This is a genomic window from Mycoplana azooxidifex (genome assembly GCF_014196765.1).
In the GTDB taxonomy this organism is placed as follows: domain Bacteria; phylum Pseudomonadota; class Alphaproteobacteria; order Rhizobiales; family Rhizobiaceae; genus Mycoplana; species Mycoplana azooxidifex.
The window spans coordinates 1-20,534 of sequence record NZ_JACIEE010000012.1; the positions used below are offsets into that span (position 1 = coordinate 1).

Genomic DNA, 20,534 nt, shown 5'->3' on the forward strand with positions numbered 1-20,534 from the left:
ACCCGCACAGCGCTTTAGGATATCAATCCCCGCGCGAGTTCATCAGCTCGCAATCTCAAACCTGAGCATGTCCGGTCTTTTGGGGGCAACTCCACAGTATCCGTATCCGTAGCGATAGGGGGCGGTGGCCGCTGCGCCGATGGCGACTCCCGTCACAAGTCCGGCACCGGCATACCACGCACCATGATAGTCTGGAGCATGCCAATAATTGGCATGGACGTCGTTGATATGAACGTCTCGATTGCCTCCAGCGAACCCGCCGCGGAAGCCGCCGCCGTCAACGCCGCCGCCATGAAAGCCCCCGCCCGCAAAGCCTCCACCACCGAAGCCCCCCCCACCGAAGGAAAAGCCGCCGCGGTCGATGAACAATGCGGCAGGACCGCTTCCGCCCGACAGACTTCCTTCAAGGACTGCCACCTCGAACGTCAGGTTCCCACCCTCGAGCTTTGGATTCATAATCGTGATGACGGCGTCTTCGACCTTCGACCCGTTCCCACCCAGCACGGAAATGGTGGCATTGGGTGGATCATCGGCGAAACTGCCTTTGCCTTGGTCCCATTGCATGACGAACTGCTCAGTCGTGAGGTGACCGGCCGCACGAATTGGCCGATCGGCGAAGACGATCGAATTCATCGAAACGCCGGACATCGTCAATGTGGTCCCCTCAAGTTTTGCGCCCGCGGAGTTCAGCACGTACAGCGATGGGACTGGCCCTGTAGGTGTTACCTGGCCGATCGTCTTGGCAAGCGGAACGTGCGGCTTGACCTCGGCGTCTTGCGCCAAAGCCGCGTGTGGGATGAGATATTGGCTTGCGGCAAGAAAAAACGAAAGAAAGACAGCAGCTTTGGGGGCCATACCTACCTCCTGCGTTTCAGGGTAATTTGAAATCCACGTCGCGATGCGAAACTGCTCGATTAGTCCGCGAACATACGCTTCCAGTCGTCCTTCATGCTGATCACGACCCAGCCGTTCTTCATCGCTTCGTCGTAAAGTTCCTGCGTGAACGTGCCGACCTTGGTGTCGGGGAGGCCCTTCGCCGGGCCATAGGCGTATTCCCGATCTGCATCGTCATGCAGCACGAGCGCTGAGAGCCGTGGGCCATCGCCCGCTTCGGTATATTCCAGCATCTCTTTGTCACCGGTCGAATTGCCGAAAGCGATGAGCGGTCGTCGTCCGACCATCAAATGGATGCCCTCCGGTTTGCCCGCATTGTTATCGTTAAGAAGAAGCTTGGGGTCCTTGGTCAGGGCCGGCTTGCCGTCCTTTGCATAGCCATAGGTCGTTCCGCCGGCTGTCCCAACCACCTGCTCGGGGGGAATCCCGTAGGTGCTTTGGGAATAGACGCGGACGAAATCCTGCCCACCGCCGGTCACAATGTAGGTCTTGAAGCCGTTGGCGCGCAGATAACCGAGGAACTCCTGCATCGGCTGGTAGGTGAGGGCCGTATAGGGACGTTTCCACCGCGGGTCCTTAGCCGATGCCATCCATTTTCCAACTTCGGCCTGGAACTCATCGACCGTCATCCCGGAAAGGGTGGCAGCGAGGAGCTTTTCGAGTTCGGCCATAGGAAGCTTCGCGATCGCTTCCCGATCACCGGTGAGCACGGTCTTGAAGGGCTCGACGTCCTTCAGTTCCGGTTTCGCCTCCACCAGTGCCGGAACCCGATCCAGGCAATAGATCACCTGGCTGTACATCGGATGCTCAACCCAAAGCGTGCCGTCCTGATCGAAGGTAGCAATCCTTGCCTCGGGGGCCACGAATGTCTGCTTCGTCTCGTCCGTTGTGGCTTCCACGAACTCGACGATGGCCTGCTTTGTCACGGTGTCGTTCCAGGACGGCAGCGGGTCGTTCTGGGCCTGCGCCATGGAAGATGCAAACGACACGCATAATCCGAGAGACAATCCGATCAAGTTCTGAAACACAGATTTCGAGAGCATTTTCCAATCCTCCCAATCGGTATGCGCGAGCTGACGGACGCCCCGAGAGGCGTCCGCTGCGACATTCCTGTTCGCCGGCGTCAGTCGTGCCCTGTCTTCATCTCTCGAACTTGCTGCATGACCTGTTCAAGATTGTAACTTGCAGGGTCCTGCATCGGTGGAAACTTGACGTAGGTCTCAAGGTGCCTCAGCCACAACTGCTGCCCGATGGGAAGCATGTTCCAGTCATAGACATAGGCCGTCGATGGAGAGGCGATCGCGCCGCCCATTCCGAACAGTGTCTTGATCTGCTGTCCGACCGAGGTTTCGAACGGATCGCGCTTGATGTTGACGACCTGTGTCCATGAGTACGGCATCACGCCGGCAATGAAACCTGCCGGATCGTCGGATACCATGGCGAAATACATCTTCCAGTTCTTGTAGCGGACCGCGGACGGCTCCTTGCCGGAATAGTACAGGAACGTGTCGCGTGCCGACTTGTCCGACTTTCCTTCGAGGTAGGCCCGTTGGTTGACGCCGTCGAGCGTGGTCTTGGCGAGGCCAGGATACTTGCCTTCCTCGAGCGTCGCCTTCAGTTCATCACCCTTGGGCCCGCCAGCAATGTCTACGAAGGTGGGCAGCCAGTCCAGCGAGGCAAAGATGTCGTTCTTCACCGTTCCGGGCTCGATGTGGCCGGGCCAGCGCACGACTAGCGGCGCTCGCATCCCTCCCTCCCAGGTGCTCAGCTTGCCGCCCTTGAAGGGCGTGGTTCCGCCGTCAGGAAAGGTGATCGTCTCGGCACCGTTGTCTGTCGTGAAGACGACTATGGTGTTGTCGAGCTCGCCCATCTCCTCAAGCTTCTTCAGCACATAGCCGATGTTGTCATCCATCTGCTTCATGCCCGCTTCGTTAGCGCCCCAGTCCTTACCGCCGGGCTCGCCAATCATATTCTGGTACTTGTCCGACAAGACGGTCGTGACGTGCATACGCGCAGGATTGTACCAGACGAAGAAGGGCTTCTTGGTCTTCTCGGGGTCGTTCCTGTCGAGGAAGTCGATAACCTTCCCCGAAATCTCTTCGTCAATTGTCTTGGAACGTTCGAGTGTCAGCGGCCCTTCGTCCTTGCACGTCTGATTGGCCGCCGTCCCGTCAGAGGACGTGCATGCCAGCATCGGGCGGGGTGGCGTCAGGCAGGTCGTGGTTGCCGGGTCGACTGCCGCTGGATTTTCTGTAAGCCCCGGGATCGGGGTGTTCTTGCAAGGCGGCGCGAGGGTCTGTTCGGTTGGCGTCTTGTTGATATCGGGGAAGCTCACACCCTGCATGGCATCGAGGTGATAAAGATACCCCCAGAACTCCTGGAAGCCATGGGCGGTCGGAAGAGACTCGGTGTGGTCGCCCAGATGGTTCTTGCCGAACTCGCCAGTGTTGTAGCCGAGATCGTGCAGGAAACGGGCAAGCGTCGGCGTGCCGGTCCGAAGATAGGACGGGCTTCCGGGAATTTCCGGCAGGACCATGCCAACCCGCACCGGCTGCATGCCAGTGATGAAGGCGGTGCGACCAGCCGTGCAGCTTTGCTCGGCGTAGTAGGTCATGAATTTCGCACCCTCATTGCCGATGCGATCGATGTTGGGCGTTTCCCCCACCATCAGGCCCTGGTGATAGATGCTGGGCTGCATCCAGCCGATATCGTCGCCCATGATGAACAGGATGTTGGGCTTGGTTTCCTGCGCTCGGGCGCTCGTCGCGCCGCCCAGAATACTGGTCGCCGCCAATACTGCTGCAATGCATGTCGCTCTTGTACGAGGCATTTCCTGATCCTCCACGAAAAACTTGCAAGGTGAAAATGACCAAACCTGGCCCAAAGCGTATGAACGTTGGATGCGAGGCGGTACGATAGTTGCGACGCGTTGACTCCTGCGCCACAACGGCAACGAACTGTCCGAAATTCAACGCGGGGTAGCGTCCGCGCACGTGGTGTAATTTCGGGGGCGCTTTGAGTGGACACGGCGGTTGAGATTGATGCGCCGTTTTCGCGAGACGTCAGGTGGGCACCGGGCCCGTCGGAGAAGGTGGAGTTGCGAGACTTCAACCAGACCGAAAGGAAGACCCGATGACCGACGACAGACTACCCCTTGCCGAGCTTGCCGCGAAGAGTGGCGACAGCGATTTTCTTCGCGCCATTGCCGAAAGCGTGCTGCAACTGATCATGGAGGCCGATGTTGACGGCCTGATCGGTGCGTGCCGCTATGAACGGGGCGATGGCCGCCAGACCTGGCGCAATGGTTACCGCGAGCGTGCGCTCGACACCCGGCTCGGCACGCTGAACCTGAAGATACCGAAGATGCGCTCCGGAGCCTACTTTCCCGGCTTTCTGGAGCCGAGGAAGATGGTGGAGAAGGCGCTGGTGGCGGTGATCCAGGAGGCATGGATCAACGGGGTATCGACCCGCAAGGTCGATGAACTGGTGCAGGCCATGGGGATGACGGGCATCTCCAAATCGTCCGTGTCGAAGCTATGCAAGGACATCGACGAGCGGGTGAACGCCTTCCTCAAGCGCCCGCTTTCCGGTGATTGGCCGTATCTGTGGCTCGATGCGACGTACCTGAAGGTGCGCGAGGGCGGCCGCATCGTCTCGGTCGCGGCGATAATCGCGGTGGCCGTCAATACGGACGGGAAGAGGGAGATCGTCGGCCTGCACATCGGCCCTTCCGAAGCCGAGCCGTTCTGGACGAGCTTCCTGCGCGATCTGGTGCGCCGGGGCCTCACCGGCGTCAAGCTGGTCATCTCCGATGCTCATGAAGGGCTGAAGGCCGCCATCACCCGCATCCTCAGCGCGACATGGCAGCGCTGCCGCGTTCATGCCATGCGCAATGCGCTGGCCTATGTTCCCAAGGGGCAGAACACCATGGTCGCCGCCGCGATCCGGCAAGCCTTCATCCAGCCAGACCACGACAATGCCGTGCAGACCTGGCGGCATGTCGCCGACCAACTCCGCGCCAGATGGCCCAAGCTCGGCACCTTCATGGACAACGCCGAGGCCGATGTACTCGCCTACATGGCCTTTCCCGCGCAGCACCGCACCAAGCTGCATTCCACCAACCCGCTGGAGCGGCTGAACAAGGAAGTGAAGCGCCGCGCCGATGTCGTCGGCATCTTCCCGAACGAAGACAGCATCGTGCGCCTGATCGGTGCGGTCCTGCTCGAAGCCAATGACGAATGGCAGCTTCAGCACCGATACATGCAGGTCGAGGCGATGGCCGAGCTCAACACACCAACCATCGAGGAGGAAATCCCCCTGCAAATTACACCCAGAGCCGCCTGATCATGACGGCCCGGAACCACACCCGAAATTACACCAACTTGACGGACGCGGCCCAAGGCGCTTACGCTTCAAATCAATGGTGAAGCCGTCGGACTGCGTAGATTACGTTCCTGGTAGCTGCATACGCGCGTATAGCAAAAAATATGCCTGTGAGTGCGTCGAGAGGCCGCTCGCGCACGCAGTAATCATGGCACTGACACGAAACATTTCAAGACGTGCATTCTCGCTAAAGACGCACGTGGTAGTCGATCGTCTGGCCTTTGCCCGCTTTGATGGGCAAAGAGTACCGCTAATGGAGTACTCGGTGCACCGCTGCGTCCCGATTGAGACGTCGCCGGGTTCGGGTTCGCCATTCCGGCCTTCGCCTGGCAGTGAAAACGTCGCGCCGGACCGGCCAGCGGACGCGAACACCCGAGCACCCTTCCCGCAAAAACACCCGCGTCGATAAGCGAGGAGAGTACAGGTCGTGAGTGCTGGCCAGCTGACATTCCTTGATCCATCCATCGCTCGTGCGGCGAGAGCCCATACCGGACTAACCCAGATAGATCTTGGAAGGGCCGCGGGTGTGGCGTCGCGCACGGTGCACAAGTTGGAGAAGGATGGATGGGTCGCCGAGGAATCCATGACGAAGATACTTGGGGCGCTTAGCCGAGAGGGTATCGTGATGCTGCATGACGAGAGAGGTATGATATACGGACGCCAGGGACCGGGACGGTCCTGAGGGCGGCGCGGGCGCGATCACGTCGACAAGCGCACGAGGCATCGCAGTTCCACCGCCGCCGGGAAGTCAATCAGACCGGCCAGGGTGAGGGATCGACGCTGTGTCCTTCCAGACCTGCCGGCTCGGTGACGGCACCTCCCGCTAAAATACCACGCGCGATGGACTTCGAACGCGGCATCCAGCGCGTGCGTCCAATCGGCTATTTGGAACGACTACAAGCCGTATCGTCGTATTCGATGATCCGGTATGCGCTCCCGCCGTGAATATGATGACGTCGCCGAACCGATATAGGCTCCGGCCATCATCGCGCCGATAAACAAGGCGCGCAGATGGTTCCTGATAATGTCGACCTTGTGCTGGTCCACAGCGGCAAATTTTTCGACCGTCTCGATGTACATGGCGTCGTTAGCTTCCTGCTCGTTAGACAGTTTCTTTGCCGTCGGGTCTATACGGAGGCGTTGGATTTCGATGTTCAGCGAGGTTGGCGCGGATGTATTGGACAATCCGACAGCATCGCTGTCGCTAAAATGTGGCTCCACCGGGCGACGCACATATGCGGCGCTCATGGTCAACACATAGCCGCGCTCAGTCAGGGCCCTTTTCCAGGAGAACCTTCAGTGAAGATCACCTATCACGTCGGCCAACAGACCATCGAGATGCTGGCGCTGGGCCGCGGCCTTGGCCGCCTTGAGCGCCTGCTGGTAACGTCGCGAATGGTTCGGACCAGACGTTGTCGAGGCGATACGCGTAACCGCCGTCGTCGCGACGCCGAGATCACCTACCAGGCCGCTGACGGCACCTGGCGGAACGAACACGCTCTGGGCGGTGACAGGCCGGAGACCGCCGTGGTAGATGACGGCTAGGGGTATTTCTCCGTTACCGGGGAAGAGCTTTCGTTCGACTATTCCGGCACTGGCGACTACGCGCCGAGCGCCGCTGCGCGAGGCAGGTCCTCTTGCTCTTCAACCGACAACGGCATGACGATCTCGAAAATCGCACCGCCGTCCTCGTGGTTTCGGGCGGTCAGCGAGCCGCCGTGGGCTTCGACGATCGTCTTGCAGATCGCGAGACCCATCCCCATGCCTTCATTCCTGGTCGTGAAGAAGGGGCTGAAGAGTTTCGCCAGGTTTTCCGGCGCGATCCCGGTGCCGTGGTCACGGACTTCCAGACGCACCATGTCGGATTCGGTGGCCGCCAGCGAGATTGTCAGGTCGCGCAGATCGGTCGGCACGCCGCCCATCGCATGCAAACCGTTCGTGACGAGATTCGCGATCACCTGCTGCATCTCGACCCTGTCTGCCAACACGACCGGTTCATCGATCGAGAAATCAGTCGTCACCTTTGTGGACGCGGACATCAATTCGCGGTCCAGCAACCCGAGGACGTCCGTGACGATGTTCCTGAGGTCGATGCTTTCGAGTCTCCTCTTTGTTCCACGGACCTGCTCGCGGGTGCGCTGGATGATCTCGCTCGCCCGCATGCTGTGCTTGATCGCGCGCTCCGCCGCCGTCGAGGCGGCCTTGATGTCCGGCGGGTTCGCCTGAAGCCAGCGTACGCAAGCCTGGGCGCTCATGACCACAGCGCCGATCGGCTGGTTCACTTCGTGGGCGATCGACGCGGAGATCGCGCCAACCGTGGCGACCCGGCCCACCCTTGCGAGTTCGCCCTGCGCCGCCATCAGCGCCTCCTTGGCCTGTTCGCGCTGGGTGACGTCGATCATCGCGCATGCGACACGGTCGAACGCGTCCCTGTCCTGCGGGAATGCGATGACAAAGATCACGATGACTTCGTTGCCCGGACTCCTAAGAAGGCGCGCTTCCATTTCTACCCGGTCGTCGCCCGAGCACATACCAAGAATGATGGCTTCGACCAGCTCGCTGTGCGGCGGAAGAAAGCGGTCAATCGAGCCGAGGGCCTCCCGCTCGTTCTCACGTCCGAGGAGCAGGACGGTGGCTTCGTTGACGTCAACGAACCTCACGAGCTTCGAGCACTGGTCGACGAACTCCGGCGTCGCATCGAGATATGCCCGCAGCTTGGCCGGGGGATAGGCGCGCACCGCCTCCAACCGCTTCCACAGGAGGGAAAGGTCGACCTCGCAAAGCGAGACATGGTTCTGCGCGAAAATGGAGCGGTATCTCGTCTCGCTCTGGGCCAGCGCTTCGAGCGCCTTGCGTCTGGCGCTCGCGTCGAACGCTATAAGGCTCAGTCCGCCCGTGATCGCGAGATAGAAACCGACCGCTACCAGTCCGCTGTACTGGGCAAGGGCCTGGGAGACCACCGGGGTCAACGCCCCGCCGATGATACCGCCGATATTGAAGGCCACCGACGTCCCGGAATAGCGGACCCGGGTCGGGAACAGGCCGGGCAGCCATGCTCCGAGAGGTCCGTTCACGAAGCCCATCACCCAGAGCGAGAATGCCAGGTAGAGGAAGATGACCAGCAGCGACCCGCTTCCCAGCATAGGAGCGAGCACGACGCCGGAGACTATGGTGCCGACGCAGCCAAAGATTAGGATTCGCTCGGGATCGATCCTGTCGGAAAGCCAGCTCGCCACCACGATGCCAGCAGCCATGAAGAGGATCGCGCCCAATTCCACCATAAGGAACGATGATCGCGTATAGCCGAGCTCCGACGTGCCGTATCCAAGGGCAAAGGCCGTTACGACATAATAGAGCGAGAAGCAGGCGACGACGCCGAACGCGCCGGATATCACCTGGTCCATATGAAGTCGGAAGATGTCGAGCAAAGGTACGCGGGAAGGCTTCGACTTGCTGATGGCAGCGTGGAAGTCCCGCGTCTCGACGAGGTTGAAGCGGATCCAGATGCCCATCCACACCAAGGGGGCGCTCAAGAGGAACGGCACCCGCCATCCCCAGTCGGAGAACTGCTCCGGCGACAGCGTCAGGGTCAGAACCAGGAACAGGCTGTTCGCCAACACGAAACCGATCGGCGCGCCGAGCGGGGCGAACATCGCGTATCGCGCTCGCCACCCTTTCGGCGCGTTTTCAAGAGCGAGAAGCGCCGCGCCCGTCCATTCGCCGCCGAGCGCCAGTCCCTGGCCGAACCTCAGCAGACACAGAAGAGCCGGAGCGAGCCAGCCTGCGACCGCGTAGGTAGGCAGCAGACCGATCGCCGCAGTCGATGCGCCCATGAGAAGAAGCGATGCGACCAGGGTCGCCTTGCGCCCTACCCGGTCGCCGAAGTGTCCGAAAACCGCGCCGCCCAGCGGCCGGGCTATGAACGCGATACCGAAACTCGCGTAGGCTCCGATCAACTCCATCGATGACACTGACGCCGGAAAGAAGAGCGGGCCGAATACGAGACTGGCCGCGGTCGCATAGATGTAGAAGTCGTAGAACTCGACCGATGTGCCGACCAGACTGGCCATCAGGATCCGGAACGTCATTCCGCTCGGCATCGGTTCGTCGCCGACATAGGTACTGTCGGACGGAGGTCTGGTTTTCATGGACGTCGATCCCGGAAATGCTTGTTTCTTTCGGCCCTCCCAAACCAATGGAACTGTACAATAATGGCCAACTGCCAGAACCTATCCTTATGGCTAGGTCGAGATTTTGGCACGCGCGTAGTAGTTATCCGCTGGTACAAGCGCGCAGTGTCCGTCGTGATACGATCGGCATGCGGCAATTCCAACGATTACTTCGAGGTCTTCGCCGATGTCGGCTGCACTTGGTATTCGGGCCCACGACGCCTCGGCGGTCAAAGCCGACACGCCACTGGTTGTCGTCGTGGACGACGACGACGGGATGCGTGACGGCGTTAGGGATGTCCTGCGCTCGGTCGGCATCGATTCACTCGGGTTCGCTTCGACGACGGATCTCCTGGCTGAGCCGCTGCCCGACCGTCCGGGTTGTCTGATCCTCGACGTCCGTCTGCCCGGTCTGAGCGGGCTGGACCTCCAGACCAAGTTAAATGGCATGGGCAACAAACTTCCGATTGTCTTCATGACCGGGTACGCCGACGTCCCGATGAGCGTGCGTGCGATGAAAGCCGGGGCGACCGATTTCCTAACCAAGCCTTTCAGGGATCAGGAGATGCTCGACGCTGTCTCCGTGGCGATAGAACGCGACAGATCCCGACGTCTTGAACTCAGCGCCGCCAACGAGGCGGTCAAGTCCGCCTCATCGCTTACTCCCCGTGAGCAGGAGGTGATGGAAGCCGTGGTCAGGGGGCTTCTGAACAAACAGGTCGCCCATCTCCTCGACATTTCCGAAGTCACGGTGAAAATCCACCGCGGCAACGTCATGCGGAAGATGAACGTGACGTCGCTCGCCGATCTGGTCCGCAAGGTCGAAATCCTCAAGTCTCTGGCCTGAGTCCCTCCCCCGGCTTTGCCGTGGCGACCGACGACTTGGCAGCTGACGAGGGCTACCCATACAATCGTATTATTACAAATTCCCGCCAGTCCATCTAACTAGATGTCACAGCCCGTAAGTCGGGGAAAAGGAACATCAGGTGTCTGGCGACAAAAAATCCGTAGCCATCGTCGACGACGACGAAGCGCTCCTCGAGGCCACATCCGGCTTTCTCGAGTCCATGGGCTATGACGCCCTCCCCTTTAGCTCTGGGCGTGAGTTTCTCGCCTATGATAATCTCGACTTTGTCTCGTTGCTGTTGACTGACATCAACATGCCGGAGATGACCGGGCTGGAGCTGCTGGAAATCGTGAAGCAGCGCTGGCCGGACATGCCGATCATCATGATGACGGCACTCAAAGACGAGGTTATCAGAAGGCGCGCGATCGCGGGCGGAGCCACGGAGCTTCTCCAGAAACCGATACTCGCCGACGATCTGATCAGATGCATCGAAGAGGCCTGATTTAAGGGGTTGGGTCGGTCAGGCGTCCGATTGGTCGTCTGACCGCACAGCTGTCTGTCTTTACGGCACCCGTAGCGTGTACGCCAAAAACGCCAGCTCGCGAGCTGAAAACCACTGATGTGGAACGACAGCAGTCCAACGGCCATGCGAGCGAACATTGCTTTCGACGATATTCGTTTGGAAATCAGGTCTCTTGTAAAAAAAAGGTCCCAGGAGGAGCGCCAAATGGCCGACAGGTTGTCCCTGTCGGCCATTTGCTCCGCGTAGCGAAACTTCGGGTTTTACAACGCGGCCTTCAGTCGAAGCTGGGTTATACCCACCGAAATGTCGAGACCTTCCTGCCCACCGACAGCGACTGGCTGGAGGGAAAATGTTCCGTGTGTGCCGCCTGTCAGGATAACAGCGCCTCCGCCGACGCCAACCGCCGCCGACGCCTCGACGCCCCGATAAATGCCTTCGAGGTCGTAGGAAGGCTGCCTGCTGACGGCGTCCACCGCCCAGATAAGATTTGCCTTTTCGATCTCACCGATGTCAAAGCCGAAATTGTCGATCGATCCTGTGTATCTGACGGGCGTCCCCGGCTCGGACGGGTGGAAGACACAATCGACGTCTTGCTTGAAACCGATGATCTCCCCTTCGGAGCGCGAGAGGTCGCATTCCAGCCGCCCGGCGACGAAATGCTCGGACGCGGCTAGGGAAGGCTGGATGGAGATCGCAGAAATTGACACGACTAGGGCAGTAAGGCGCATGGAGTTCTCTTTCAAAACGGAATTGCATTTGATCCGCTAGACCGCGCTCGTCATGGCGGTTGTCGCGCGGACAACGAGGTTGGCAACGCGGGTGGAAGCCGTTGCCGACCGTGGGAAGTTGTCATTCCGGAACCCGGTCAGCTTGTCGATTTCGGCTCCCCTGCTCTCGCAGGTCAGTTGAAGCGTGCGGTATTCGCCTCTTGACGTGTGGCCGATGGGACCCGCGTGCCGGACGGACGCTGGACGCCTTGGGAAGAACGACGCCAGCGGTTCGGTGTCGTGCCGAAGACCTTACGGAAGGTCTTGCAAAGGTGAGCTTGGTCGGCCATCCCGCAATCGAGCGCAATCTCGCTGAGCGCGGCGTCGGTTTCGGTGATAAGCTCCTTTGCAAGCTCCATACGTCGGCGCAGCACATAGTTGTACGGGCTTTCCTTGTACGCCGACTTGAAGACCCTGGAGAAGTAGGTCTTGCTGAGCTTCGTAAGGGCTGCAAGCTCCTCGACCTTGATCGTCTCCGTGAGGTGTTCCTCGATGAATTGCATGATCTTGCGACGCTGCCAGGGCAGAAGAAGGTCACGCTGGACAACATCTGAGGAAAGGTCAGGAAGCGAGATCGGGGCCTGGACGGCGGCAGGAACAGCGGCCGACAGGTCGATATCCGAGTCGATTGCCAGCGAAGCTGCTTCGATGATCTTGAGGTTCTTGGTGGGGGCGTAGGCATTCATCGGTGCTCTCCGGGATTTGAATTTCGATGAGCAGATGTTGCCTTTCCGGCCACCTGAAATCTGTTCGGACCACCGTGTGTCGAGACCATACCTTCTGGTTATACGCGGCAGGCCAAAGCGTGATCTCGGTCTCAGAACCGTTGAGAATTTTGAGTAGGAGAGGTCAATGGCTGGCTGTGAAGCCACGGGCGCGATGAATCAGAACGGCACGGCCGACGCCTGCACCCGCAGCCGGAATGTGCAAGAAAAATGATCCGTGCCGGGAATACATGACCACAAGTCAGGTCAGAGGAACGACGTCGAGATGCGGTCGAGAGTGGCGATTGCGATACTTGCCGCTGGACGTTCGACACGAATGGGCAGCTTCAATAAGCTCCTGTCCATATTCGTCGATGTATCGAAAGCGGTGTTTTCCTCGCACATTGGCCAAGCGTGGTAGACCGTTCCGAAAGCTGCCGCTGCGACATAGATGGCAAGAATGCGCCAATAGCAGACGTCACTCCGGTCTCATTCGCTATCGCGGCCCGAATGCTTGGATCAAAAAGTCAACGAACACCCTGATTTTCTGCGGGATGTGGCGGCGCTGGGCGTAGAAGGCAACAGGGAATAACCCTGTCCTGTGATGCACGCATTCCTCACTGCCCGGGCAGAGTTCATCGTCAGGCGTTGCGGGACCTCGAAGTCGATAAACTTCCCATCGTGAGAGAACCTATGCATGTGCCCCCACTCACCGCTGACCTGCGTCACAGATGGCCAGGATGTGATCTCATCAAGGGTTTTGGGAGGCCTGTGCCTTTCGCAGAACTCCGGCGACGCGACGAACACGATCCTTTGCGTGAAAATCTTCCGGGCAATCAGGGAAGTGTCGCTCAACGGTCCTACGCGGATCGCCACGTCGAACTGCTCGCCAATCAGATCGACCAATCGATTGCCGAAGTCGATCGAAATATCGAGCTGCGGGAAGCGCCGGCTGAACTCGGGAATCGCAGGTGCCAGGCACTCGTTGCCGAACGCCGTGACGCAGGAGACGCGCAACCGACCTTTCGGAGTTTCGTGACGCTCGCGGACCGCACTCCGCATCAGGTCGAGTTCCTCCAGGACCCCTACGCTCTTCTGAACGAACTCCGTCCCGGCATCCGTCAGGTTGAGTTGCCGGGTGGTACGGTTGAACAGTCGGACGCCGAGATCGGCCTCGAGCTCGGCCACGATCCGGCTCACCGAGGCCGCGGAAAGGCGGAGGTCCCGGCTAGCGGAAGAGAAACTATTGTGCCGCGCGACCGCGACGGCGACCTTCATGGCTTCGACAATGTCCATCGGCTATTCTTCCGAATTCCAAAACAATGTTTCTCGAGTGGGACGGATTAACACGGAAGGCAAGCGCATGCATCAATGCCGGCAGCATTCACGATGGAGAGAAAGATGGCCACCAATCCAAGCTGGGTACTGAAGTCCTATCCTTCCGCCATGCCAACGGTGGAAAACTGGACGCTGGAGGATCGTATGGTGCCCCAGGCGAACGATGGCGAACTGCTGGTCAAGACGCTCTGGCTCTCGGTGGACCCCTATATGCGCGGCCGGATCAGCCCGGCAAAGAATTACGCCACGGGCTTCAAGCTGGGTGACCTCATGCGCGGGGGCGGAATTGGCGAGGTCGTTGCCTCCGAGTCCTCGGAGTTCAGGCCGGGTGACATCGTGACCAGCGACTATTTCGGATGGCAGCCTTTCAGCGTCATCCGGGCCGCAACGGCAAAGACCGTAGCGACCGGGGAAGCACCGATACAGGCAGCGCTGAGCTACCTCGGCATGCCGGGTCTCACCGCCTACTTCGCCCTACTCAGGACAGGGCGTCCGAAGGCAGGTGAAACGGTCCTGATCTCGGCGGCGTCGGGAGCGGTCGGGCAGATTGCGGGCCAGGTCGCGCGTATCAAGGGCTTCGATCCCGTGGCCATTGCCGGATCGGACGCGAAGCTGGAATGGTGCAAGGAGCTCGGATATCGGACGGGTATCAATCATCGCACCTCGGCCGATCTCATAGCAGACGTCGCCGCGGCATGTCCCAAAGGGGTGGATGTCTTCATCGACAACACGGCCGGCCCCATTCACGACGCCGCGATGTCCAACCTGAACACATTCGGCAGGGTGGTCGTGGTTGGGACGATCGCTCTGGCCGACCGCTTCGACCAGCCCGATATCGGCCTGAGGCACCTCAGGAGAACGCTCATCACCCGCGCCCGGATAGAAGGGTTCCTGCTCGACGACCACGAGGCCGAATATCAAACAGCAATCGCCGATCTGTTGTTGTGGCACAGGCAGGGGCTGCTCCAGACGAGGGAGGATGTCGCCGAAGGGATCGAGACCGTGCCCCACGCCCTTGTCAGGATGCTGAAGGGAGAGAACTTCGGAAAGCAGTTGGTCAAATTGTGATGCGGGAATGATCGGAACCGTTCGCGCTCGGCATGACACAATGGGGCCAATAGGCCAATAGGAGTCCAACCCTCAGGTCTTCATAGCGCCCTTATAGTGGTCATCGAGCCACCGGTCGCTGTTGCTGCAAAGCGGACATGACGCAGCAGCCACGCGGGGCGGAGTTGCGCCATCAGCGGACATTGCTTCCCGCACGCCTGGTCGTTTTCCTTCGCCGTGGTTCAAGCTGTGACTGCGCCTCTTTCGCTACGCGGCATCAAGATGATCATCGCGGGCTACTAGGTTGCGTCGAGTAAGCCACCCGTGACCCCAGTCCCGCAGCCCGAGCAGAATGGGCGCGAGCGTTCTGCCTTCCTCGGTTATCGAATACTCCACCTTGGGCGGGATGACCGCGAACACCTTCCGTGCCACAAGCCCATCGTCCTCAAGCTCTCTAAGCTGCTTGATCAGAAGACGCTGGGAGCAGTCTCCCAGCTCTCGCTTCAGGGCATTGAACCGGAGTGTCCCCTTCAAAAGGTGATACAGGATCATGCCCTTCCATTTGCCGCTGATAAGATTGAGCGCCGCGTACATCGTGCAGCCGGGTACCTCGTCGTAGTTCCGATCCTTGTTCATTCCGACCTCGTTTACGGTATACTTCTGTACACTATGTGCATTCGATTACCGTATTTTCAGTTTCGCTTCCAGTTGCGAAATGCGTCCGACCATTCGCGCTGCGTTCAAGGCGTGAAGAAGAGATACAAGGAACATGCAACATGACGAGAGTTGCTCGCTTTCATGAATACGGGGAACCCGATGTTCTCCAGATCGACGACATCGACGTTTCCGCCCCGGCAAGCGACGAGGTGCAAATCGCAGTCAAGGCCATCGGTCTTAACCGCGCCGAGGTGATGTTTCGCCGCCACGCATATCTGCAGGAGGCCGAGTTCCCTTCGATGCTCGGTTATGAAGCGTCAGGAACGATCACCGCGATCGGAGATGCGGTTACGGGCTTTGCCGAAGGCGACGCGGTCAGCGTCATTCCAATTCTCGACATGGCACGCTGGGGCACCTACGGCGAGGTCATCAACGTGCCCGGCCGTCACGTCGTGAAGCACCCGGAGAACCTGTCGTTCGAACAGGCGGCTGCATCGTGGATGCAGTATGTCACGGCCTGGGGCGCGCTGATCGAACAGGCAAAGCTCACGACGAATGAGTTCGTGATCGTGTCTGCGGCATCAAGCAGTGTCGGCGTCGCCGCAATCCAGATCGGTCGCAGCGTCGGCGCGACGGTGATTGCCACAACGCGGACAAGGTCGAAGGTGGAAGCCCTGATCAAGGCAGGCGCGCATCATGTCATCGCGATGGAAGAAGACGATCTTGCAGCCCGCGTTACGGAATTCACCGAGGGCAAAGGCGCGCGCGTTGTGTTCGATCCCATTGGCGGCCCGGCCATCGCGCAGCTTGCGGACTGCATGGCGGTTGGCGGTATCCTGCTTGAATACGGTGCTCTCAGCCCGGACGAAGGCCCGTTCCCCCAGTTCGCCGTCCTTGGCAAGAGCCTGACATTGAAGGGGTATCTCTACACGGAGATTGTCTCTGACGACGCGATCCTTTCCCGCGCGAAGACCTTCATCAATGACGGGCTGCGCTCTGGGTCTCTCGATCCATTGATCTCGCGCACGTTCGGCTTTGATGACATTCGCGAAGCGACGCGCTTCTTGGAAAGCAACGAGCAGATCGGCAAGATCGTCGTCACTGTCTAACCCGCCACGGCTATGGCGGAGTTTCTCCCGCCATAGCCGCGAAACAACAGGATGGAAACACGATCATGAAAATAGGAATTCTTGGCGTCGGCCACATCGGAAAGACCCTGGTTCGTACTCTCAGCGAGGCAGGGCATGATGTGAAGGTCGCAAATTCGCGCGGGCCGGAGACAATCCCTTCCGAGGTGCTTGCCTTTGGCGGCAGGGCAGTCACTGCTGAGGAAGCTGTGAAAGACGCAGATGCGATCATCCTCTCAATCCCGCTGAACCGCATACCGGGCATCGCGCCATTGCTGGCGACCGTGCCCGAGGACACGGTGGTGATCGACACCTCGAACTACTATCCAATGCGGGACGACAAGATCACAGAGATCGAAGAGGGTAAGGTCGAAAGCGTCTGGGTCTCCGAGCAACTAGGCCGCCCGATCGTGAAAGCGTGGAACGCAATCGGCTCGGACTCCTTTGCGCGGAAAGGCAAGCCCAAGGGGAGCGCTGATCGGATCGCCATCCCTGTTGCGGCTGACCGGGACCGGGATCGCGAGGTGGGGCTGAGACTCGTCGAAAGCTCGGGTCTCGATGCGGTTTACTCCGGCACGATTGCCGAATCCTGGCGGCAGCAGCCCGGCGCTCCCGGCTACTGCACCGACCTTACCCGTGAAGAGATGCCCGATGCGCTGGCGAAGGCCGAGAAAGCTCGACTGCCAAGGCGGCGTGATCTTGTTGTCGCGGCCATTCAGGAAAGGGTCGGCGACGCAACGACTAATCCGGACGCAGACTTTGGTGTCCGCCTGGCTCGGGCTATCTGCATGTGACGCCATGCCTGGCCGCTTTTCAGCCGCCAGCCATGCAGTCCCCAATTTCGACATGTCGGCTTAGGGCCGACGGCAGTCTTCCCCTTCGCGCCAAAAGCAGTCATTGAGTTAGCGGTGTCGCCAGACCTTCGCCGCCGAGATCAGCAGGATCGCAGCGAGGGCGGGCAGCAGGAACGCGTTCGGCACTATGCCTAGCAGGAGGCCGCCGACGAAGATACCGACAATCGAGCCCGCCGCCATGACCAGTAGGAAGATCTTGTTACGGCCGAGAACCGAAAAACTCTGATCGCGGCTGTAGCGGGTGAATCCGACCAGCATCGTAGGCAGGCTCACGGCCAGGGAGAGGCTTCCGGCCAATTTGATATCCGCCCCGAAAAGCAGGACCAGCGTCGGGATCAGCAGCTCGCCGCCCGCCACGCCGAGCAGGGAAGCCACGATTCCGATGATGAAGCCTGCCACCACGCCTGCGATCATCTGGGCCACGCCCGTGAGAAGCGCTTGGCCTGCTGTCGCGTCATGGCCGATCACCAGGATGACGGCGATCGCAACCAGCATCGCGGCAATCACCTTGTAGAGGGTCGCAGACTTCAGACGAGTTGCCCATCCAGCCCCAAGCCACGCCCCGAGCAGGCTGCCGGCGAGCAGATTTACGATGATTGGCCAATTCTCGACGATTGTGCCGAAGGGCACTGTCGTGGCCCGGAACGGGAGAGCGGTGGCAACGACGACCAGGCTCATGGCCTTGTTCAGGATGACCGCCTCAAGGGCCGCAAAATTGAACAGGCCAATCAGGAGAGGCAGCCGGAATTCAGCTCCTCCGAGGCCAATCAACCCACCGAGGGCACCGATAATTCCACCACCCGCAAAGGCCATTGGGAGATTTTGAAATGTAGGCGGTAAGGCGGGCAGATTCTGAGACATCGATATAGTCCGCTGAAGATATCGCCATCCCTAGCTGAGCCATCAGAAATCACCAAGATGAGATTGGATTGCAAAGGCCGCTTCGGGCCGACGGCAGACTTTAGCCGTCTTAGATGCCAGGCGGCGCGGCCGACCCAGTCGGCAAGAGTCGACCGGTCGAGATCGATCCCCTGGCGTTTGTAGATTTGCGCCTGCCTGTAGAGCGGCAAGTGATCGGCATTACTTCGAGACCAGCACCTGGGCGACGGTCGCCTCGGTCGGAATGCCGCCCTCGATCAGCCGCGCGGGTGCTGCAGCCTGGACGACGACTTCACCTTTACCGCTCCCGACGGCCCGATCACGTCTGCGCCTTCACGGCCTGATTGACGGTGGCAATCGTGGCCGCATCCGCGCCGGAAGCGACCCTGATGATCGCCCCGCCGATCTCTAATTCGATTGCGCCACTGCCCGGCTTCTTTCTCGAGGCACGCGCTCGTTCCGGTTCGTTTGCGTCAAGCGTCGCAGACGGCTCCAGCACCGCTGGCGCAAACATCGGAACGTCCTCGAGGACGCGCGCAGCATCGAGCGGCTTGCGAGCGCGCCGACGCCAGGTGAACAATTGCTGCGGGGTCAATCCATGACGCCGCGCCACGGCGCAGACCTTCACACCCGGCTCGTAACTCTCGGCGACGATCTCAGCCTTGCTCTCGTCGCTCCACTCGCGGCGTCGGCCGCTGCCCGTGAAAACCTCGAACCGGCGCACCGGCTCTTCATCGCTGGATGTAAGCGTAAGCTGTGAAATCGACATATGTCCAAACCCTCGTTCGGGCTCAACATCGTCAATCACGCCGTGATCCGGAAGGTGGGTGCCAAACACCGCTCTGATGTCCATTGTCAATGCATTGGGCACGAAGAAGCTGCCGCTCTCGCGAACGGGCCTCTCATGATGATCGCGTATGGGTGGAGGCGAACTCGAGGACGTCGGTGATCAAGCTCTGATGCGCGGGTTGGATACCGCATTCCCGATTGTGCGTCCGGGGCTGTTCCTATCTTACTGCGGGCGTCGGACAATGCCGGCCATAAAGCGTCTGACGGATGTTCCCCTGCCGTTGTCCCGCCTCCGCCCATGCGCGAGGTGTAAGTTCGCTGCAGTGACCTATGTCCTGATTGCCTGCGCCTCCCTTGCAACGGCCCACATGAAGCCGGCCAATTCTCGGGCAATTGCGGTGCAAACCACCGTCGTCCGTTTTCCCCGTGCGACCAGCAGGCGATATCGAGCCGTTAACCGGCTCTGAGTCTTCCACGCGATCTCTCTGACTGCCGGCGACGCTTCCGCCAGACGGTCTAGCTTTCTCGCGCCGACTTTCGGCGGGTGCCGGTAAGTCCACGCGCTCTCGACCAGCATGTGCCGAACCCGGCCGTTGCCTGCCTTTGTGATCGAGCCCCCGTCTGACGGTCTCACCCGTGGATCGCTCACCAGGGACCAAGCCGAGATAGCCCATCAATTGGCGCGGACTCTCGAAACGGCTGACGTCGCCGACTTCCGTGGCGAATGTAACGGCGACGATCAGATCAACCCCTCGCAGCGTCTGCAGAGCTCGAATGACCGGAGCCAGAGACCAGTTCGGGACAAATTCCTCAATTACCGTCTCCAGGCGTCCGACGCGCTCTTTCGAGACGCGCACCGCCTCGACCATTTCCTGCAAGGCGATCTGATGCGCCGGATGATCGAACTGTTGCTCCTGGAGCCAGCAAAGGTATCGCATAAAAGCGCTGATCTGTTGCCGGTGAACCCGCAACGTCTCGACAGCCGCAGCCCGGGCGCGGACGAGGTCGCGCATCGCCTCATGGCCCTCGTCGGGAACCCACACCGCCGTGAGCTCGCCGGCCCTCAATAGCCGGGCGAGCGCGAGTGCATCTCGACGGTTGGTCTTTACTCTGTCGCCCGGCTTCCTGGGGATCAATGATGGAACGACGACCACACGTTCATGGCCGAGCGATCGGATCAGCCGATGCAGCCCGTATCCGGTTGGTCCGGCCTCGTAGCAGAATTGAGCGCGGTCAAACTTTGCAGCTATCCGCTGGATGATGCGGCGCATGCTCGTATCAGACGCGTCAACCTCACCCCAGAAGCGAACCTCTCCCTCCCGGCCGGATTTTACTCCGCCGCCTGGCCTTAATTTGCTCCGGCGTTGACACCGATTCCAACGAACACTTCTCTATAATCTGCCACGGCTTGTCCTCCTGTGATGAGGATCGGCTCGGCCTGTCCGAGCAACCCTCGGAAGACCAGTGTAGGGGCGAGCCACCTCAGCCACGAAGACGACGATGTATCATTGGTGCGGCTGTCAACTTCCCGAGCGCTAGCCTCCGGAAGAGGCCTG

18 protein-coding genes and 2 pseudogenes are annotated in these 20,534 nt (G+C 60.1%); 7 read left to right on the forward strand and 13 right to left on the reverse strand.

The genetic code is table 11. The features are described from left to right. Positions 1 to 42 precede the first annotated feature (42 nt). The 3 genes from GGQ64_RS27900 to GGQ64_RS23400 form a co-directional block, all read right to left on the reverse strand. Entirely contained in the window at positions 43 to 855 is an 813-nt protein-coding gene (locus tag GGQ64_RS27900) for a hypothetical protein (RefSeq protein WP_246422880.1), read from the reverse strand. A 59-nt stretch (positions 856 to 914) separates the two neighbouring features. Further along, positions 915 to 1,937, reverse strand: a complete 1,023-nt coding sequence (locus GGQ64_RS23395; RefSeq protein ID WP_183807763.1) for an HAD family hydrolase — start codon at positions 1,935 to 1,937, stop codon at positions 915 to 917. 80 nt (positions 1,938 to 2,017) lie between these two features. Continuing rightward, on the reverse strand, positions 2,018 to 3,724 hold the full coding sequence (locus GGQ64_RS23400; RefSeq protein ID WP_281380588.1) for an arylsulfatase: 1,707 nt from the start codon (positions 3,722 to 3,724) through the stop codon (positions 2,018 to 2,020). A 302-nt stretch (positions 3,725 to 4,026) separates the two neighbouring features. Between GGQ64_RS23400 and GGQ64_RS23405 the strand changes: the two genes are divergently transcribed. After that, positions 4,027 to 5,238, forward strand: a complete 1,212-nt coding sequence (locus GGQ64_RS23405) for an IS256 family transposase (RefSeq protein ID WP_183807764.1) — start codon at positions 4,027 to 4,029, stop codon at positions 5,236 to 5,238. 933 nt (positions 5,239 to 6,171) lie between these two features. On the opposite strand, the gene GGQ64_RS23410 is transcribed toward GGQ64_RS23405, so the two are convergent. Beyond that, on the reverse strand, positions 6,172 to 6,525 hold the full coding sequence (locus GGQ64_RS23410; RefSeq protein WP_183807765.1) for a hypothetical protein: 354 nt from the start codon (positions 6,523 to 6,525) through the stop codon (positions 6,172 to 6,174). Positions 6,526 to 6,576: 51 nt separating this feature from the next. Here GGQ64_RS23410 and GGQ64_RS23415 point away from each other — a divergent pair, with 51 nt between their 5' ends. Further along, positions 6,577 to 6,822, forward strand: a complete 246-nt coding sequence (locus GGQ64_RS23415; protein WP_183807915.1) for a hypothetical protein — start codon at positions 6,577 to 6,579, stop codon at positions 6,820 to 6,822. A gap of 56 nt (positions 6,823 to 6,878) precedes the next feature. Here GGQ64_RS23415 and GGQ64_RS23420 read toward each other — a convergent pair whose 3' ends face one another. Next, positions 6,879 to 9,425 carry an MFS transporter gene (locus GGQ64_RS23420; RefSeq protein WP_246422882.1) on the reverse strand — a complete coding sequence of 849 codons (2,547 nt, stop codon included), beginning with the start codon at positions 9,423 to 9,425 and terminating at the stop codon, positions 6,879 to 6,881. A gap of 208 nt (positions 9,426 to 9,633) precedes the next feature. On the opposite strand from GGQ64_RS23420, the gene GGQ64_RS23425 reads away from it, so the two are divergent. Further along, positions 9,634 to 10,293, forward strand: a complete 660-nt coding sequence (locus GGQ64_RS23425; protein ID WP_183807766.1) for a response regulator transcription factor — start codon at positions 9,634 to 9,636, stop codon at positions 10,291 to 10,293. Positions 10,294 to 10,432: 139 nt separating this feature from the next. Then, positions 10,433 to 10,795: a response regulator gene (locus GGQ64_RS23430; protein WP_183807767.1), complete on the forward strand. Its 363-nt coding sequence runs from the start codon at positions 10,433 to 10,435 to the stop codon at positions 10,793 to 10,795. Positions 10,796 to 11,076: 281 nt separating this feature from the next. Here the strand turns inward: GGQ64_RS23430 and GGQ64_RS23435 are convergent, their stop codons facing one another. From GGQ64_RS23435 to GGQ64_RS23445, 3 genes are all read right to left on the reverse strand, one after another. After that, positions 11,077 to 11,544, reverse strand: a complete 468-nt coding sequence (locus GGQ64_RS23435; RefSeq protein ID WP_183807768.1) for a DUF992 domain-containing protein — start codon at positions 11,542 to 11,544, stop codon at positions 11,077 to 11,079. 173 nt (positions 11,545 to 11,717) lie between these two features. Next, positions 11,718 to 12,269, reverse strand: coding sequence for a helix-turn-helix domain-containing protein (locus GGQ64_RS23440; RefSeq protein WP_183807769.1), 552 nt, complete (start codon positions 12,267 to 12,269; stop codon positions 11,718 to 11,720). Positions 12,270 to 12,806: 537 nt separating this feature from the next. Continuing rightward, complete coding sequence (locus GGQ64_RS23445) at positions 12,807 to 13,583, reverse strand: LysR family transcriptional regulator (RefSeq protein WP_183807770.1); 777 nt, start codon at positions 13,581 to 13,583, stop codon at positions 12,807 to 12,809. 105 nt (positions 13,584 to 13,688) lie between these two features. On the opposite strand from GGQ64_RS23445, the gene GGQ64_RS23450 reads away from it, so the two are divergent. Next, positions 13,689 to 14,693, forward strand: a complete 1,005-nt coding sequence (locus GGQ64_RS23450) for an NADP-dependent oxidoreductase (RefSeq protein WP_183807771.1) — start codon at positions 13,689 to 13,691, stop codon at positions 14,691 to 14,693. 246 nt (positions 14,694 to 14,939) lie between these two features. Here the strand turns inward: GGQ64_RS23450 and GGQ64_RS23455 are convergent, their stop codons facing one another. Beyond that, entirely contained in the window at positions 14,940 to 15,308 is a 369-nt protein-coding gene (locus GGQ64_RS23455) for a winged helix-turn-helix transcriptional regulator (protein WP_183807772.1), read from the reverse strand. 140 nt (positions 15,309 to 15,448) lie between these two features. Between GGQ64_RS23455 and GGQ64_RS23460 the strand changes: the two genes are divergently transcribed. Together GGQ64_RS23460 and GGQ64_RS23465 are read left to right on the forward strand one after the other, a co-directional pair. After that, positions 15,449 to 16,438 (forward strand): zinc-dependent alcohol dehydrogenase family protein, encoded by a 990-nt coding sequence (locus GGQ64_RS23460; protein WP_183807773.1) that lies wholly within the window; start codon positions 15,449 to 15,451, stop codon positions 16,436 to 16,438. Between the two features lie 65 nt (positions 16,439 to 16,503). Beyond that, complete coding sequence (locus GGQ64_RS23465) at positions 16,504 to 17,250, forward strand: NADPH-dependent F420 reductase (protein ID WP_183807774.1); 747 nt, start codon at positions 16,504 to 16,506, stop codon at positions 17,248 to 17,250. 108 nt (positions 17,251 to 17,358) lie between these two features. Here GGQ64_RS23465 and GGQ64_RS23470 read toward each other — a convergent pair whose 3' ends face one another. The 4 genes and pseudogenes from GGQ64_RS23470 to GGQ64_RS23485 all read right to left on the reverse strand — a co-directional run bounded on the left by GGQ64_RS23470 (position 17,359) and on the right by GGQ64_RS23485 (position 20,365). After that, the gene (locus GGQ64_RS23470; protein WP_183807775.1) at positions 17,359 to 18,171 is read right to left on the reverse strand and encodes a sulfite exporter TauE/SafE family protein; all 813 of its coding nucleotides are present in this window, start codon (positions 18,169 to 18,171) and stop codon (positions 17,359 to 17,361) included. Between the two features lie 107 nt (positions 18,172 to 18,278). Beyond that, a pseudogene (locus GGQ64_RS23475) lies at positions 18,279 to 18,483 on the reverse strand (IS66 family transposase); the annotation flags it as partial. Positions 18,484 to 18,508: 25 nt separating this feature from the next. Continuing rightward, positions 18,509 to 19,042 (reverse strand): IS66-like element accessory protein TnpA, encoded by a 534-nt coding sequence (gene tnpA / locus GGQ64_RS23480; protein ID WP_246422883.1) that lies wholly within the window; start codon positions 19,040 to 19,042, stop codon positions 18,509 to 18,511. Between the two features lie 264 nt (positions 19,043 to 19,306). Next, positions 19,307 to 20,365, reverse strand: a pseudogene (locus GGQ64_RS23485) (IS110 family RNA-guided transposase). Between the last annotated feature and the right edge of the window lie 169 nt (positions 20,366 to 20,534).